The sequence below is a fragment of the Mangrovihabitans endophyticus genome (assembly GCF_014646155.1).
GTDB classification, from domain to species: Bacteria; Actinomycetota; Actinomycetes; order Mycobacteriales; family Micromonosporaceae; genus Actinoplanes; species Actinoplanes endophyticus.
The window spans coordinates 20222-36744 of record NZ_BMMX01000016.1; the positions used below are offsets into that span (position 1 = coordinate 20222).

Annotated in this window: 14 protein-coding genes; 3 read left to right on the forward strand and 11 right to left on the reverse strand. The window is 72.5% G+C overall.

Annotated elements, in window-relative coordinates:
- Positions 1–118 precede the first annotated feature (118 nt).
- The 7 genes from IEY73_RS18165 to IEY73_RS18195 all read right to left on the reverse strand — a co-directional run bounded on the left by IEY73_RS18165 (position 119) and on the right by IEY73_RS18195 (position 9928).
- Positions 119–2125 carry a putative bifunctional diguanylate cyclase/phosphodiesterase gene (locus IEY73_RS18165; protein WP_229715933.1) on the reverse strand — a complete coding sequence of 669 codons (2007 nt, stop codon included), beginning with the start codon at positions 2123–2125 and terminating at the stop codon, positions 119–121.
- A 200-nt stretch (positions 2126–2325) separates the two neighbouring features.
- Positions 2326–4521, reverse strand: coding sequence for an NAD-dependent DNA ligase LigA (gene ligA / locus IEY73_RS18170; protein ID WP_229715934.1), 2196 nt, complete (start codon positions 4519–4521; stop codon positions 2326–2328).
- A gap of 270 nt (positions 4522–4791) precedes the next feature.
- The gene (locus IEY73_RS18175) at positions 4792–5778 is read right to left on the reverse strand and encodes a uroporphyrinogen decarboxylase/cobalamine-independent methonine synthase family protein (protein ID WP_189080431.1); all 987 of its coding nucleotides are present in this window, start codon (positions 5776–5778) and stop codon (positions 4792–4794) included.
- Positions 5771–6850: a tRNA 2-thiouridine(34) synthase MnmA gene (gene mnmA / locus IEY73_RS18180; protein WP_189080432.1), complete on the reverse strand. Its 1080-nt coding sequence runs from the start codon at positions 6848–6850 to the stop codon at positions 5771–5773. Before mnmA ends, IEY73_RS18175 begins: the two co-directional genes overlap by 8 nt.
- Positions 6851–6913: 63 nt before the next feature.
- Positions 6914–8074: a cysteine desulfurase family protein gene (locus IEY73_RS18185; protein ID WP_189080433.1), complete on the reverse strand. Its 1161-nt coding sequence runs from the start codon at positions 8072–8074 to the stop codon at positions 6914–6916.
- A gap of 94 nt (positions 8075–8168) precedes the next feature.
- Positions 8169–9128, reverse strand: a complete 960-nt coding sequence (locus IEY73_RS18190; protein WP_189080434.1) for an electron transfer flavoprotein subunit alpha/FixB family protein — start codon at positions 9126–9128, stop codon at positions 8169–8171.
- A 20-nt stretch (positions 9129–9148) separates the two neighbouring features.
- The gene (locus IEY73_RS18195) at positions 9149–9928 is read right to left on the reverse strand and encodes an electron transfer flavoprotein subunit beta/FixA family protein (RefSeq protein WP_189080435.1); all 780 of its coding nucleotides are present in this window, start codon (positions 9926–9928) and stop codon (positions 9149–9151) included.
- Between the two features lie 214 nt (positions 9929–10142).
- On the opposite strand from IEY73_RS18195, the gene IEY73_RS18200 reads away from it, so the two are divergent.
- Genes IEY73_RS18200 through IEY73_RS18210 form a run of 3 tightly spaced genes read left to right on the forward strand, consistent with a single transcriptional unit; the run spans position 10143 to position 11225 of the window.
- Positions 10143–10520, forward strand: coding sequence for a YidH family protein (locus IEY73_RS18200; protein ID WP_189080436.1), 378 nt, complete (start codon positions 10143–10145; stop codon positions 10518–10520).
- Positions 10513–10854, forward strand: a complete 342-nt coding sequence (locus tag IEY73_RS18205) for a DUF202 domain-containing protein (protein WP_189080437.1) — start codon at positions 10513–10515, stop codon at positions 10852–10854. Before IEY73_RS18200 ends, IEY73_RS18205 begins: the two co-directional genes overlap by 8 nt.
- Before the next feature lie 38 nt (positions 10855–10892).
- The gene (locus IEY73_RS18210) at positions 10893–11225 is read left to right on the forward strand and encodes a PLD nuclease N-terminal domain-containing protein (RefSeq protein ID WP_189080438.1); all 333 of its coding nucleotides are present in this window, start codon (positions 10893–10895) and stop codon (positions 11223–11225) included.
- A 17-nt stretch (positions 11226–11242) separates the two neighbouring features.
- On the opposite strand, the gene IEY73_RS18215 is transcribed toward IEY73_RS18210, so the two are convergent.
- The 4 genes from IEY73_RS18215 to IEY73_RS18230 all read right to left on the reverse strand — a co-directional run bounded on the left by IEY73_RS18215 (position 11243) and on the right by IEY73_RS18230 (position 16494).
- Positions 11243–12865, reverse strand: a complete 1623-nt coding sequence (locus IEY73_RS18215; protein WP_189080439.1) for an acetolactate synthase — start codon at positions 12863–12865, stop codon at positions 11243–11245.
- 124 nt (positions 12866–12989) lie between these two features.
- Positions 12990–14945, reverse strand: a complete 1956-nt coding sequence (locus tag IEY73_RS33645; RefSeq protein ID WP_229715935.1) for an Hsp70 family protein — start codon at positions 14943–14945, stop codon at positions 12990–12992.
- Between the two features lie 72 nt (positions 14946–15017).
- Entirely contained in the window at positions 15018–15659 is a 642-nt protein-coding gene (locus IEY73_RS18225) for a hypothetical protein (protein WP_189080440.1), read from the reverse strand.
- Between the two features lie 61 nt (positions 15660–15720).
- Entirely contained in the window at positions 15721–16494 is a 774-nt protein-coding gene (locus IEY73_RS18230) for an enoyl-CoA hydratase/isomerase family protein (protein ID WP_189080441.1), read from the reverse strand.
- Between the last annotated feature and the right edge of the window lie 29 nt (positions 16495–16523).

A 16523-nucleotide genomic window follows, 5' to 3' on the forward strand; every position in this document is an offset into this window, starting at 1 on the left:
GCGGGCCGTCCGCCGGGTTTCGCGCCGACCTGCGGGCCGGGCCCATCTGCCGGCCAGACCTGTCTGCCGGCCGGACCTGTCTGCCGGCCGGGCCCATCTGCCGGCCGGGCCGGAGGCGCTAGCGGGTCGAGGCGGGCAGGGCGCCGGGGCTCACCGGGCGGTAGCGCGACAGCCAGGTCGCCAGGTCGGCGGCGGGCATCGGCCGGCCGTGGAACCAGCCCTGCGCCGCGTGGCAACCCACCGCCGCCAGCGCACGCCACGTCCGCTCGTCCTCCACCCCCTCGGCGACCACCCGCAGGTGCAACGCCTCCGCCAGTTCGATCACCGACCGTACGATCGCCGCGTCGCCGGAGTCGGCGGTCATGCCGAGCACGAACGACCGGTCGATCTTCACTTCGGACAGCGGCAGGCGACGCAGATGTTGCAGGGACGAGTACCCGGTGCCGAAGTCGTCGAGCGAGATCGCGACGCCCATCCGGTCCAGCCGGTTGATGGTGGTGACCACCCGGTGCGGATCCACCATGAGCGCGCTCTCGGTGATCTCCAGTTGCAGCAGGTCGCTCGGCACGGCGTACCGGGACAGCAGACCCCCGATCCGCTCCGCGATGTCGTCGTCGTGCAGGTCGCGGACGCTGACGTTGACCGCGGCGCGCATCGGCAGCCCGGCCTCCCGCCAGGCCGCCACCTGCGCGACCACCTTGTGCAGCACCCGGTCGGTCAGCATGTGCATCGCCGGGGTGGCCTCGGCCGCCTTGATCAGCTCCTCCGGGCGGATCATGCCCCGGGACGGGTGATGCCAGCGCAACAACGCCTCCACCCCGACCACATCGCCGGTCGCCACCTCCACCTGCGGCTGGTAGAAGAGCACGATGCCGTCGTCCGGGCCGGCGTCGCGCAGCGCGGTGAGCAGGTCCGCGAGCAGCGTCAGCCGTGCCGGAGGGTGATGCGCGGCCTCCGGCCGGTAGACCGCGATCTGGTCGCCGCGCTGTTTGGCGTCGTACATCGCCGCCTCGGCCTGGCGCAGCAGGGCGGCCCCGTCAACGCCGCGGGCGGACCGCAGCGCGATGCCGACCGAGGCGCTCAGCCCCACCGGCACGCCGTCCAGCGCGAACGGCCGGCTCAGCGTCTCGACCAGGTGCGCGGCGATGCGCCGGGCCGCCGCCGGGCCGTCCACCCGGGTGGCCAGCACGGCGAACTCGTCACCGCCGAGACGGACCACGAGGTCGTGCGGCGGGACCACCGCGGTCAGCCGGCGCGCCACCGCAGTCAGCAGGCGGTCGCCGACACCGTGCCCGAGCGCGTCGTTGACATTGCGGAAGCGGTCGAGGTCGAGCACCAGCAGCGCCACCTGCCGGGGAGCGGACCGCGCGCCGGAGCGGGAGGCGCAGTCGGCGACCGTGGCGTGCAGCGCCCGCCGGTTCGGCAGCCCGGTCAGCGCGTCGACCCGCACCGCCCGTTCCTGCTCACCGGCGGTGCGCACCATCCGGTGCACGGCGTGCAGGGCGAGCAGCACCAGCGGCACCAACGTGAGGTCGGCCGACGCCGCGGCGAGCACCACCGGGCCGAGCAACAACAGCGCCGCGGTGGCCAGCAGTTCCGCACCGCGCGGCGCGGGCCGGTGCCCGAGGGAGGGTGCCGCATGCCACCGGCCGGTGGCCGCCGCGACGGCGTGCCGGGCTGCCGTCCACGCGGCCGCCGCGACAACGGTGACGGCCGCGTCGCCCCAGCCGAGCGCGGATCCGGCGTGCATGCCGGCGAGGGCGGTGACCGTGGCGGCCGCGGCCAGCCCGGCGACCAGTTGCACGCCCAGGTGCACCACGGTGCGGGCCGGCCGGCGCATCCGCAGACCGGCCACCGCGACCGACAGCACCTGCACGGCGATGGCCGGCAACAGACCCCAGGCCAGCACGATGGCGAAGGTGAAGCAGAGCGACGGAAGGATGACCGAGCTGGCACGACGGTTGGGCACGACGTAGGGCCGGGCGTCCACCGCGACGGCCAGCAGCGCCATCACCCAGAACGAGGCGGGCAGGCCGGTGAAGGAGCCCGGCGCACTCAGCCAGAGCAGAAGGTCCAGCGCGATCGCGCCGGCGGCGGGGATGACGGCCGGAGCGACGGCGGGCACGGAGGGCCGTGACTGTACGCCGTCCATGCGACCTCCAAGCTGCCGTCGACCGACCGAACATCGCGGAACGCCATGGACCGTCATGCGATGACCTTGTTCCGCGGCACCCATCACGATAAATCTGCATCGGGCAAAAGGTTCTAAACGAACTGGCCGTTATCAAATCGGCATAAGCCCGCGAACTGACAAGCAGCCCGGATTCACTCCTTCGTGACTTTCTTCGTTGGCGCCTTCTTCGGCGTTTCCTTTTCCGGTGCCACCTCCGCGACCGCGCGCGCGGCCTCCGGACCGTCGGACAGCAACGTCGCGAATCCGTTCTCGTCCAGCACCGGCACCCGCAGCGAGAGCGCCTTGTCGTATTTGCTGCCCGGGTTGTCGCCGACCACGACAAACGCGGTCTTCTTGGACACCGAACCGCTGACCTTGCCGCCCCGCGAGGTGATCTCCTCGGTCGCCCGGTCGCGAGAATGCGTGGCAAGGGTCCCGGTGACCACCACGGTCAGTCCCTCCAGGGGGCGGGGGCCGGTGTCCGTCCGTTCGTCGGCCATCCGCACCCCCGCCGCGCGCCACTTGCGGACGATCTCCCGGTGCCAGTCCACCGTGAACCACTCCCGCAGGCTGACCGCGATCGTCGGGCCGACGCCGTCGACGGCGGACAACACCTCCACGTCGTCCGACCCGGCCGCGGCCTCGATCGCCTCCATCGAGCCGAACTGCCGCGCCAATGCCTGCGCGGCGGTCGGGCCGACGTGCCGGATGGACAACGCCACCAGGACACGCCACAACGGGCGCGACTTGACCTCGTCGAGGTTCTCCACCAGCTTGACCGCGTTGCTGCCCAGGCTGCCGTCCTTGTTGACGAAGAACGGCGACTGTCGCAACTGGTCGTCGGTGAGCGTGAAGAGGTCACCCTCGTCGGCGATGATCCCCGAGTCGAGCAGTGCCTCGGCCGCCTTGTAGCCGAGCACCTCGATGTCCAGCGCGCCCCGGCCGGCCAGATGGAACACCCGCTCGCGCAACTGAGCCGGGCAGGACCGCGTGTTCGGGCACCGGATGTCCACGTCGCTCTCCTTGGCGGGAGCGAGCGCGGTGCCACAGGCCGGACAGTGGGTCGGCATCACGAACGGGCGGGCGTCCTCCGGCCGAAGGTCCATCACCGGGCCGAGCACTTCGGGAATGACGTCGCCGGCCTTGCGCAGCACCACGGTGTCGCCGATCCACACGCCCTTACGCTCCACCTCGCGGGCGTTGTGCAGGGTCGCCAGAGCCACCGTGGAGCCCGCCACCTTCACCGGCTGCAGCACCGCGAACGGCGTGACCCGGCCGGTCCGCCCCACGTTGACGTCGACGTCCAGGAGCGTGGTGGTGACCTCCTCGGGCGGGTATTTGAAGGCGATGGCCCAGCGGGGCGCCCGGCTGGTGGAGCCGAGCCGGCCTTGGATCGCCACCGCGTCAACCTTGATCACCACACCGTCGATCTCGTGCTCGACGTCGTGCCGATGCTCGGCGTAGTAGTCCAGGTAGTCCCGCACGCCGGCCATGCCGTCCACCACCCGCCACCGCTCACTGGTCGGCAGCCCCCACGATTTCAGTGCCGCGTAGGCGTGTGACTGCGAGTCGGGAGTGAAGCCGACGCGCGCCCCGAAACCGTGCACCACCATGCGCAGTTTGCGGGACGCGGTGATCCGCGGATCCTTCTGCCGCAGGCTGCCCGCGGCGGCGTTGCGCGGATTGGCGAACGGCGCCTTGCCCTGCTCGACGAGCGTCGCGTTGAGGTCGGCGAAGGCTTCCTCGGGAAAGTAGATCTCGCCGCGCACCTCCAGCAGATCCGGCACATCGCCACCGGTCAGGCGCTCCGGAATCTCGCGAATGGTGCGCACGTTCGCGGTGACGTCCTCGCCGGTGCGGCCGTCGCCGCGTGTCGCGCCGCGGACCAGCCGGCCCTTGTCGTAAGTCAGGTTGATGGCCAGGCCGTCCACCTTGAGCTCACAGAGGAAACGCACCGGCCCCCCGGCATCCCGCACGGTGCGCTCCGACCACGCCTGCAACTCGTCGACGTCGAACACGTTGTCCAGCGACATCATCCGCTCGGCGTGCTCCACCGGCGTGAACTGCGTGGAGAAGGTGCCGCCGACATTCTGCGTCGGGGACTGCGGCGTGCGCAGCGCGGGGAACTGCTCCTCGATCGACTGCAGCTCGCGGAAAAGCTCGTCGAACTCGGCGTCCGGCACGGTCGGCGCGTCAAGCACGTAATAGCGGTATTGGTGGCCGCTGATCTCCTCGCTGAGCTCGGCGTGCCGGGTGCGCGCCTGCGGCGTCGGCTCGGCGCCGGCCGCTGCCTCCTGCGCCGCGGTCGGCGCGGTGGCGGGGATCTCCGCATCCTCATGATCGGGCACTGCTGAACCTCCGTGTCCGGCTGAGCCTCGGCGGCCGGCCCGGGGCGGTGCAGCGGCCGGACCAGCCTCGGCACCCAGCCGCGCCTGTCGTTTCTCACCAGCACGTTAGTCGCCGCCCCCGACAGTTTCCGGCGACGCCGCGGGTGACGTTGGCGCGCATGTGGCTGCGGCTGGTCTCGGCGTGGCGGCGCGGGCCACGACCGGGTGACTCTGGTGGCGGGCATGCCGGACGAGGCGATCCGGGCGCGTAGCGCACCGCCCGGCGGGCGGTCAGTGCTCGGACAGCCGCCGACCCGCGTCGCGGCACGCGCCGAGCGCGGACCGGACGTGCGGCATCGTCGCGCCCGCCATGCCACACGCCGGGGTGACCACGACCTGCGCGGCGAGCCGGGCATCCGAGAAACCCAGTCGTCGCCACAACGTACGGACCGTGGTCGCGACCTCCGCCGACGACGCCGTCGTGCCGGTCGCCGGTGCGGCGCCCGCGAACAGGCCGAGCCCCGCGTCGATCGCCTCGCCCAGCGGGTCCAGCTCGGTCAGCAGCGCCAGGTCCAGAGCCACCGCGGTGGCCGTCGCGTCCCGGACCACGCTCAGCGGGACGCGCGGCGCACAACTGTGCAGCACCACCGGGACGCCCACGGCCTGCACCACGGTCCGCAGCGCGGCAGCGGCGTCGGCGGCGACCACCGGACGGTAGGTGCCGAGGCCGCTCTCGGTCGGCACCCGCCCCTCCACCACCGAGGGCAGCATGGGCTCGTCCATTTGCAGCAGCACCGTCGCGCGGGGCAGCCGCTTGCGCACCTCGGCCACGTGCCGGCGCAGCCCCTCGGCCAGCGAGTCGGTCACGTCACGCACCGCGCCCGGGTCGCGCAGCAGGCGGCCACCGATCGGCAGGTCCAGCGAGGCGGCGAGGGTCCATGGCCCGGCCGCTTGGATCTTGAAGGTGCCGGCGAACCCGTCGCCCCGCTCGGTCGCCTGATCCAGGTCACGCTCCAGCAGGTCGGCCGTGCGGCGCAGGTCGCGGCCCGGCCGGGGCGCCACCTGCCAGCGTCCGGCGTAGAGCTGGACCGGCATGTCGACCAGGAACCCGGCACCGCGCCCGATGAGGTCGGCGCCCGGACCGCGGTCGGGCAGCTCGGCCAGGTGCGGCAGGTCGGGCAGTTCACCGAAGATCAACCGTTGCGCCTCGGCGACGTCCGTGCCGGGCAGCGACCCGACTCCGGTGGCCGAGCCGGCCGGCCAGGGGAACTCAGTCATCCGCCCGGTCCGTGGTGATGGTGGCCGACCCGAGCACCACATCGCCGGCGGCATCGCTGCGGTACGCCACCACGGCCTGCCCGGCAGCCACCCCGCGAGCCGGCACGCGCAACTCCGCGGTCAGCCCGGCACCGTCCACAGTGACCACCGCGGGCACCACCTCGCCGTGCGCCCGCAACTGCACCTCGCACTCGACCGGGGTGCGCTCGCCGTGCCACACGGCCCGTTCCCCGGTGACCCGGTGCACGGCCAGGTCCTCGCGTGACCCGACCGTCACGGTGTTGGTCTTGGGGGTGATGGAGAGCACGTAGCGGGGCCGGCCGTCCTCTGCGGGCGTGCGCAGGTCGAGACCCTTGCGCTGCCCCACCGTGTACGCGTACGCGCCGCGATGCGTGCCGAGGGTGTCGCCGGTGTGCGCGTCCACGATGTCGCCCGGCGCCTCCCCCAGCCGCGCCGCCAGGAATCCCCGGGTGTCGCCGTCGGCGATGAAGCAGATGTCGTGCGAGTCCGGCTTCTCGGCCACCGCCAGTCCCCGGGCCGCCGCCTCCGCGCGCACCTGCGCCTTGGTCGAGTCGCCGAGCGGGAACATCGAGCGGTCCAACTGCTCGCGGGTGAGCACGGCCAGCACGTACGACTGATCCTTCGCCGCATCGACGCTGCGCCGCAGCAGGCCGTCCGCGCCGAGCCGGGCGTGATGTCCGGTGACCACCGCGTCGAAGCCCAGCGCCACCGCCCGGTCCAGGACCGCGGCGAACTTGATCTTCTCGTTGCAGCGCAGGCAGGGATTCGGGGTGCGGCCCGCGGCGTACTCGGCGACGAAGTCGTCCACCACGCTGGCGTGGAACTCCTCGGCCATGTCCCACACGTAGAACGGGATGCCGATCACGTCGGCGGCACGGCGGGCGTCCCGCGCGTCCTCCAGCGTGCAACAACCACGCGCCCCCGAACGGTAGGTCTGCGGGTTGCGCGCCAGCGCCAGGTGCACTCCGGTGACGTCATGTCCGTCCTGCGCCGCCCGCGCAGCCGCCACCGCGGAGTCGACTCCGCCCGACATCGCCGCCAGTATCCGCATGCCGTTCAGCCTATCCGCTCACCGGCCCGGCTCAGCCGCATCGGTAGGGCCCGGCCGGTGCTCTCAGCGCGGGGTCTTCCACGCCGCCGCCCGGCGTGCCCGTTCCACCGCGCCGGGCAGCGCCGCCAGCAGCGCTTCCACGTCGGTGTCGGTGGAGTCGTGCCCGAGCGTGAACCGCAGCGAGGAACGCGCGTTGTCGTCGTCCGCGCCCATCGCCAGCAACACGTGCGACGGCTCGGCCACCCCCGCCGAGCACGCCGAACCGGTCGAGCAGGCGACATCCTGCGCGTCCAGCAGCATCAGCAGCGCGTCGCCCTCGCATCCGGGAAAGGAGAAGTGCGCGTTGCCGGGCAGCCGGTCGGCCGGATCGCCGTTGAGGACCGCGCCGGGCACCGCGTCGAGCACCCGCGCGATCAGGTCGTCGCGGAGTACGGCGAGGCGGGTCGCGCTCTCCTGCTGGTTCTTCACCGCGACCTCCACCGCCACCGCGAAGGCGACCATCCCGGGAGCGTCAAGCGTGCCGGACCGTACGTCGCGCTCCTGCCCGCCGCCGTGCAGCACCGGCGTGCACGGCACGTCCCGGCCGAGTAGCAACGCGCCGACGCCCACCGGACCGCCGAGCTTGTGCCCGCTGATGGTCAGCGCGGCCGCGCCGCTGGCGGCGAAGTCGACCGGCACCGCCCCGGCGGCCTGCACCGCGTCGGTGTGCAGCGGAATGCCGGCGCGGGCCGCGAGGGCGGACAACTCGGGCACCGGCTGGAGCGTGCCGACCTCGTTGTTCGCCCACTGCACGCTGATCATCGCGATCTCGTCGCCGTGCTCGTCGACGATCTCCGCCAGCGCGTCCGGGTCGACCCGGCCGCGATGATCGACGCCGAGCCAGTGCACCGTTGCGCGCTGGTGAGCCGCCAGCCAGGCGACCGAATCCATCACCGCGTGGTGCTCGACGGCCGAGGCGATCAGCCGGGGACGCTCGCGCGCCCAGAAGATGCCCTTGACGGCGAGGTTGTCACTCTCCGTCCCGCCACTGGTGAAGATCACCTCGGAGGGGCGCGCGCCGAGCACCGCGGCGATGCGTTCCCGGGACTCCTCGACCAGCCGGCGGGCGTCGCGTCCGGCCGCGTGCAACGAGGAGGGGTTGCCCACCTTGCGCGCGGTATCGACGTATGCGTCGAGCGCCTCGGCGAGCATGGGCGTAGTCGCCGCGTGATCCAGGTATGCCATCAACTCCAAAGCTTAAGCTCTGCGAACCGAAGTCCCACCGCTGGCATTGACGCATCGCAACGCTCGCGGGGCGGCCCGGCCGCCCCGCGAGGCGTCACTTGCGCTTGCGAATCTCCTCGTCGGCCTGCGGCACCACCTTGAAGAGGTCGCCCACCACGCCGAAGTCCGCCAGTTCGAAGATCGGCGCCTCGGCGTCCTTGTTCACCGCCACGATCGTCTTACTGGTCTGCATGCCCGCGCGGTGCTGGATGGCGCCCGAAATGCCCAGGGCGACGTAGAGCTGCGGGGAAACCGTCTTGCCCGTCTGGCCCACCTGGAACTGGTGCGGGTAGTAACCCGAGTCCACCGCGGCGCGCGAAGCGCCCACCGCGGCGCCCAGCAGGTCCGCCATCTCCTCGACCAGCTTGAAGTTGTCCGCGTTGCCGACGCCACGGCCACCGGACACGACGATCGACGCCTCGGACAGTTCCGGCCGCGACCCCTTCTGCTCGGCGACCCGGTCGACCACCTTGGTCAGCTTGTCGGCGTCGCCCACCGTGACGTCGAGCTGCTCGACCGCCGGGGACGACGCGGAGGGTTCCGGGGTCACCGAGTTCGGCCGGATGGTGACGATCGGCAGGCCCTTGGTCACCTTCGATTTCACGATCGTCGAACCGGCGAACACCACCTGCGTGGCGGTGCCGTCGCCGGCCAGTTCGACCGCGTCGATGAGCAGACCGTTGTCCAGCTTGACGGCGAGCCGCCCGGCGATCTCCTTGCCTTCCTGACTGGAAGGCAGCAGGACGGCCGCGGGCTGCACCCGGCGGACCAGTTCGGCCACCACGGTGGCCTTGGGCGCCACCAGATAGCCGTCGATGTCGTCGCTCTCCGCCGCGTAGACCTTCTCCGCGCCGTACTCGCCGAGTTTGTCCGTCAGTTCCGCCGCGGCGCCCGGACCGCCCAGCACGACGGCGCTCACCGAGCCGAGCCCGCGTGCCAGGGTCAGCATCTCCAGCGTGACCTTCTTGACGCCGGCGGCCTTCGAAGCCTCGACGACGACCAATACCTCAGCCATGCGTGTCTCCCTCCGACGGCTCAGACGAATTTCTCGGTGGCCAGGAACGCGACCAGTTGCGTGCCGCCCTCGCCCTCGTCGACGACCTTGGTGCCGGCCGACCGCGGCGGCCGCTTGGCGAACTCCACCACGGCGCTTGTCGCGCCCGCGGACCCCACCTCATCGGCGGCTACGCCCAGGTCGGCCAGGGCGAGGCCCTGCACCGGCTTCTTCTTGGCCGCCATGATGCCCTTGAACGAGGGGTACCGCGGCTCGTTGATGGTGTCCCAGACACTGACGATGGCCGGGGTAGCCGCGGTGACCACCTCGTACCCCTCGTCGGTCTGCCGTTCGGCGGTGAGCGTGTCGCCGTCCACGGTGAGCTTGCGGGCGCCGGTGAGCGCCGCCACACCGAGCCGCTCGGCGAGCATGTGCGGCATGACCTGCACCCGCCCGTCGGTGGACTCCGCGCCGCAGATGATCAGGTCGGCGTTCAGGGTGCCGAGTGCGGCGGCGAGCACCTTGGAGGTGGCCACCGCGCAGGAGCCGTGCAGCGCCTCATCCTGCACGTGCACGGCCTTGTCCGGACCCATCGACAGGGCCTTGCGAATGGACTCGGAGGCACGCTCGGGGCCCATCGTCAGGATGGTCACCTCGCCACCGTGCGCTTCCTTGATCTTCAGCGCTTCCTCGATGGCGTACTCGTCCATCTCGTTGATGACGTTGTTCGCCGAGCCGCGCTCGACGGTGTTGTCACTCGAATTCAGGGCGCGCTCGGCCCCGGAGTCGGGCACTTGCTTCACCAGTACGACGATGTTCATCGCGCTTCGACGACCCTCCTGTAGTGAACCCACCGTTGCGGCCGGACTGCATCGCTCCGATGTTACCCGCCAGTAGTTTTCCCGGCTTCGCCACTGTGAGTGACACACCTCACCGACGCCGCCTCCGCTCATCTTCCCTGACCCGGCGGGCACTGTCGCCCGCAGTTCCGGGGTCCGTGATCTCCATACCCGTCACAGGACCGATAATCGTGGCGTGCTCGGCTGGTTCCAACCGCACAAGACCTCGCGGGTCGGCGAAACCCCGGACTACCGGTTCTCGCTGGCCAACGAGCGCACCTTCCTGGCCTGGATACGCACCGGGCTGGCGCTGATCGCGGGCGGCCTGGCCTGCGCCCAGTTCCTCCCGCCGCTGCCGATCGTGTACCTACGGGAGATCATCGCGATCGCGCTGCTGGTGCTCGGGGCGGTGGTGGCGCTGCGGGCCGTGGACCACTGGGCACGTACCGAACGGGCCATGCGCCTCGGACGCGACCTGCCGGCCTCCCACTTTCCCGCAATGCTGGCGATCGTGGTGGCGCTGGGCGCGCTGCTGCTGACCGCGGCGGTGCTGATCCGCGCCTTCCATGACTGAGCCCGGCGGGGATCCGCCGCGTGACCCGGGCGCGGCCGCCGAACGGACGCGCCTGTCGTGGCGGCGCACCAGCCTGAGCGCCGCCGCGGTGGGACTGCTCCTGGCCCGCCCGGCGTTCACCCCGCACGCCCGTACCAGCGCGGTGCTGGCCGCCGCGGCCGCGATGATCATCTGGGTGACGCTGGTGGCACTCACGTACCGGCGCCACCGCGGTCTGACCACCCGGCCGCCGCTCGCCGACCAACGGACGATCATCGCGTACGCGGTGGTCACCGTCCTCCTCGCGATCGTCGGCGGCTTCGTCGTCATTGACGGTCTGGTTGTCACCCACTGACCCATGCCGTTGCTCGCGTGGCGCGGCATCATTACTGCATGGTCCGGATGTTCGTCTTTCTCGCTGCGGCGCAGCTAGTGCTTCTGGTGCTCGCCCTGATCAGCAGCCTGTCGGCTGATCGGGTGCGGGCGATGCCGCGGGCACTCTGGGTGCTGGTCATCCTGGTCGTCCCGCTGATCGGTCCGATCTGCTACTTCCTTTTCGGCCGCCCGCTGCCGGCCCCGCGGGAGGGTCCGGTGCGCCGCGCGCAGCCGCGCCCCAGCAGCCCCGACGACGATCCGGACTTCCTGCGAGGCATGAACACCGATCAGATCCGCCGCGAGCGCGAGCAGCTCGCGCAGTGGGAACGCGAGCTGAACGAGGACCAGTGAGGGGCGTGCGCGGTCGCTCAGGCCAGGTTGGACGACCTCGGGTACGCGTCGGTCGGGTCGGTCAGCACGTTGACCAGGTACGGCGCGCCGGCGTCGAAGCCCCGCGCCAGCGCGGGGCCGAGATCCGCGGCCTTCTCGACGGTCTCCCCGGCCCCGCCCAGGGCGCGGACCACGTCGTCGTAACGCAACCCCGGCTGCAGATCGGCCGCCACGTCATAGCCGTACATGGCACGCATCGGGTGCTTCTCCAAGCCCCAGATGCCGTTGTTGCCGACCACGATCACCACCGGCAGCTTCTGCCGGACCAGCGATTCCACATCCATCAGCGAGAACCCGGCGGCTCCGTCGCCCATCAGCACACAGATCTGCCGGTCCGGGTAGGTGACCCGGGCGCCCATCGCGTAACCCATGCCGGTGCCGAGGCAGCCGTACGGGCCGGGGTCCAGCCACGTGCCCGGTTGCGCCGGTTCCAGATAGCGCCCCGCGTACGACACGAAGTCGCCGCCGTCGCCGATGGTGACCGCGTCCGGGGCGAGGATCCGGCGCAGCTCGCCGTACACCCGTGCGGGCTTGATGGGGTCGGTGTCGGCCGCCATCGCCTCCCGGTCACGGGCCTTGGCGGCGTCCTCGGCCGACCGCAGGCCGGCGATCCAGTCACCGTGGTCCGCGGCCGGTCCGGTGTGGCCGGCCAGCGCGGTGAGGATCGCGCGCGGATCACCGGCCGGCGACACGGCCGCCGCCACGTGCGTGGCCCGCTGACCCGGTGCATCCACGATGTGCACCACCTGCGCCGCACCGAACTCGCCGAACCCCAGGCGGAAGTCCAGTGGCGTACCCACCACGACCACCACGTCGGCCTCGTCGAACGCGGCCCGGCGCGCCCGGGCGAAGGCGAGCGGATGCCCGGGCGGCAGCGCGCCGCGGCCCATGCCGTTGGTGAAGACCGGAACCTGCAACGCCTCCGCGGCGGCCCGCAACGCCTCCACGGCGTCGCCCGCCCACACGTCCGACCCGGCGATCATCACCGGTCGTTGCGCCTGCGCGATCAGGGCGGCGGCCCGGGACACCTCGTCCGGATCCGCCTCGATGCGCGGCACCGGTGCGGCGTCCGGCACGCTCGCGTCAACGCTGGAGAACAGCACCTCCAGCGGCAGATCGAGGAACGCGGGCCCCCGATGCGGCGTCAGGGCGGCGGTCAGCGCGGCGGCCACCTCGGCGGGCACGGCGGCGGTGTCCGCCACCGTTGCCGCATGCTTGGTCACCGGCGCGACGAGCGGAACATGGTCGATCTCCTGCAGGCTGCCCGCCCCCCAGCGGAAGGCCGGCGCCCGGCCACCGAGGACCAGCATCGGCGAACCGTTGAAATGGGCACTGGTCAGGGCCGAGACTCCGTTGGTGACGCCGGGACCGGCGGTGAGCACGGCGAGGCCGGGGCGACGCTGCAACTTGGCGACCGCCTCGGCGGCGAACACGGCCGACTGCTCGTGCCGCACGTCGAAAATGCCGAAGCCGGCGCGATGCGCGGCATCGTAGAGCGGAAACACATGCCCGCCGGACAGCGTGAACATCTCGGTCACCCCGTACGCCCGCAACGCGGCAAGCGCCAGGTCGCCGCCGTGCCCTTCGATGGTCTCCGCCATTCCCGCTCCCGCCGCTCGACTTCTCGTTCGCACGCTACCGGGTCCCCAGAAAAAGATGAATATCATTCACCGGCCGGACGGCTGCCGGCCGCACGGGACCGCGACGGGTACCGGGGCGCACGTTTCAGAGCCACCGTCCCAGCAAGCGGCCGATCTCCTCGAACACCTGGTAGGCGTCTTCCTCCATCGGCCGGCCGTTGCCGTACCCGAAGGTGATGATCATGGCACCGAGCGGCACCAGGACCAGCACCGCGGCGCTGAGTAGAACCTGGAGCAAGCGGACAAAGCCCCCCACGCGCCGCCTTCGCTGCCGTTGCGACGCCGGGCGCGGGGCCGACGGCCCCGAGGGCCGGGCCGCGGGCTGGCGCGGCGCCGGTCGCGGAGGCCCGGGTTGCGCGGGCGCGGACCGCCGGGATGCCGTGGCCGGTTGTCGCCGAGGTGGCTTCGACGCCGGCGGACCGGAGGCCGACGGACCCGCAGCCGGCGACGGCGTTCCCCACGAGGGCGAGACCGGCGACGGCGAGACCGACAACGGCGGGGGCGAGACCGGCGCGCGTCCCTGAGGCGCGGGTTCACGGGGTGAGTGCCGGTGCGCGGCCGATCCCTGACCGGTTTCCGGGGAGACGCCCTGCCGGGGCAACGGCGGGTCGGACAGGATGGTGGCGTCCGGATCGGGGTGCCATTCCGGCGGCGGCGCGTCCGGCCACGGGTCGACAGCCGGCGGCATCGAGCCGAGCGATGCCGAGTTACGCACCGTCGCCTCGTCGCGGCCGACCCACGAATCGCCGCCGCCCGCCGAGTCCCCCACAGCCCCCGCCGCGCCACCGGCACCCGACTCGCCACCGGCACCCGACTCGCCACCGGCACCCGACTCGCCACCGGCCGCAGCGTCGCCGCCGGACGACGACCCGGCGGCCGGGGACTGCCCGCCCCCGCGCCGACGCGTCGAGACCAACCGCAGCTCCGCCGTCGGGCCCGGCGCCGCCGGTTCGGAGGCCAGCAGCGCGGCGTCGGCCAGGATGCTGCCCTCGGCCACCACCAGTTCGGGCTGCTCGATCACCACCGGTGCCTCGCCCAGCGCCCGGTGCAGCAAGGTGGCCATCAACGGGATCCGGCTCGCCCCGCCGACCAGGAACACACCGGCCAGCCGGCCAGCCGGGAGGTTCGCCCAGCGCAGCAAGTCTTGCGTCACCTGCACGGTCTGATCCAGCACCGGCCTGGCCAACTCTTCCAGCTCGTCCCGGGTCACGTGCGCCGGCTCTCCCACCAGCGGCACGACCAGGTCCGTGGACTGGGCCCGGGACAGCCGTTCCTTGGCGATCCGCGCCTCGTCCCACAGTTGCCGCTGGGCCCGGCGTTCCTCCAGGGTGGCCGGTTCGATCAGCCGCTGCCAGGCCGGATCTCCCGAGGTCTCGGACAGATGCGCGACGATCGCCGCATCGATGTCCAAGCCGCCGAGGTCGTCCCGGCCGTCCACGGCCAGCACTTCGAAACCTTCCGCGGTCCGCGCCACCACGCTCGTGTCGAAGGTGCCGGCGCCGAAGTCGTGCACCATCACCACCGACCCGATCGGCACGTCCCGCCCGAGCACCTCGGCGAAGTAGGTGGCCGCGGCGACCGGTTCGGCGACCAGCCGGGCGCCGTCCAGGCCGGCCCGCGCCGCCGCCTCGGCGAGCAGCCCGCGCCGGGCCGCACCCCAGGTGGCCGGGCATGTCAGGGTCACATCGGTGGGCACCGGGCCGGCCGCACGCCGCCATTCCTCGACGATCCGGGCCAGCACCGCGGCGATCAGCTCCGCCACCGGCAGCTCGTCGTCGCCGAGCAGCACCAGGCCGTCGTCGATGCGCCGTTTCGGGTTCGGCTCGAAACGGCCCGGGTCGATGCGCGCGCTGTGCACTGCGTCACGTCCGACGGCCAGTGAGCCGTCCGGCTCGGCGTAGACCGCGGACGGCAGCAACGGCGACCCGTCGATGAGGATCGGCCGCGCGCGACCGTTCGGCCAGCGAGCCACCGCGACCGTGTTCGACGTGCCGAAGTCCACACCCAGCGCATGGCGGTTCGGCGGGCCTCCGGAAGACATGCCGTGGAGTGTAGGCGGTGCCTCTCGTCGCATGATCCGACCAGCGCGCCGCGCCGTCCTCGGCGGCAGGCGTCAGACGATCCGCCAGCGCAGTGTGCCGTCCCCGGCGGGCAGGCAGCGGACGGCCACGCCGTCGTCGGTCTCGGCATCCGCGCCCTCGACGCCGCAGCGCCCACCGGGACGCACCGGGCCGTCGGTGACCGGCGCGGACGGACCGGCGCTCGGCGACGCGGGGACGGGGACCGATGCGGGCGGCGGAGCGGCGATTCCGGACCGGGCCGTCGGGTCCAGCGTCGACGGCCCGGCGTCCGGCGCCGGCGGGGCCGGGGACCGGGGTGCCACCGAGTCGACCGGCGGTTCGCCGGCCAGCAGCGGCGTGGCCGAGGCCGGTGGTCGACGACCGGCATCGGATGCTGCGGCCGGCGCCTGCCGTGCCTCGCGGGAGGGCCCGCTCGCGGGCGCGGTGCGAGACGTCGTCGCGGGGCTCGTCGTCGACGACGGCGCCGGGGCGTGCCCGGCACCCGTGGACGGCGCCGCGACCGGGGGACCGGCCAGCGCATCCGTGCCGGGCGGCCGACCGCCGGGTCCGGAGCGCGCGGCGCCGAGGGTGAGCCAGCCGATGACGACGCACAGCACGAACTGGCCGATCAGCAGGGCCGCGGCCACACGTACCGTTCGGCGCGCGGCGATGACGCGCGCAACCGGTTCCGCCACGTCCGGAACCCTAGGGCACCCGCATCGACCTGCGCGAGTCCCTCAATGCGGTAGCGGTCGCTCAGTGACCGGTGAACGACGGCTTGCGCTTGGCCACGAAGGCGTCGGTCCCCTCCACCCGGTCGTCGGTGGCGAACAGCCCGGCGAACAACTGGCTCTCCCATGCCAGCGCGCCCTGCATGTCGCGGTCCAGGCCGTCGTCGATGGCGAGCTTCGCGGCGCGCAAAGCCATCGCCGGTCCGTCCAGGTACGGCCGGAGCATCTCCTGCGCGGTCGCGTACACCTCGTCCGGGGCGGCAACCCGGTCGGCGAGCCCGATCCGCAGCGCCTCCTCGGCTTCCACCATCCGCCCGGAGAAGATCAGGTCCTTGGCGCGGGCCGGCCCGATCAGCCGGGGCAACCGCTGGGTGCCGCCGGCGCCCGGGATGAGCCCCAGCCTGATCTCCGGCTGGCCGAGCTTCGCGTCGGTGGCGACCACGCGCCAGTCACAGGCCAGCGCCAGTTCGCATCCGCCGCCCAGGGCATAGCCGGTCACCGCCGCCACGGTCGGCTTGGGAATCCGCGCGACCGCGTCGAACGCGCCGGACAGCGCCGTCGCCCGGAGGCTCATGTCCTGGTACGTCGCGGTGGTGAACTCCTTGATGTCGGCGCCCGCGGCGAACACCTTCGCCCCGCCGTACACGATCACCCCGCGGATGGCCGGATCCTGCGCGGCGGCCGCCGCCGCGGCCCGCAGTTCCTCCTGCACCTGGCGGTTCAGGGCGTTCATCGGAGGCCGTTCGAGCCGGATGGTGCCGATGCCGCTGTCGGTCTCCAGATTGACGAATTCGCCCACTGTCCGCACCCTTCTCCTGACCCGACGCA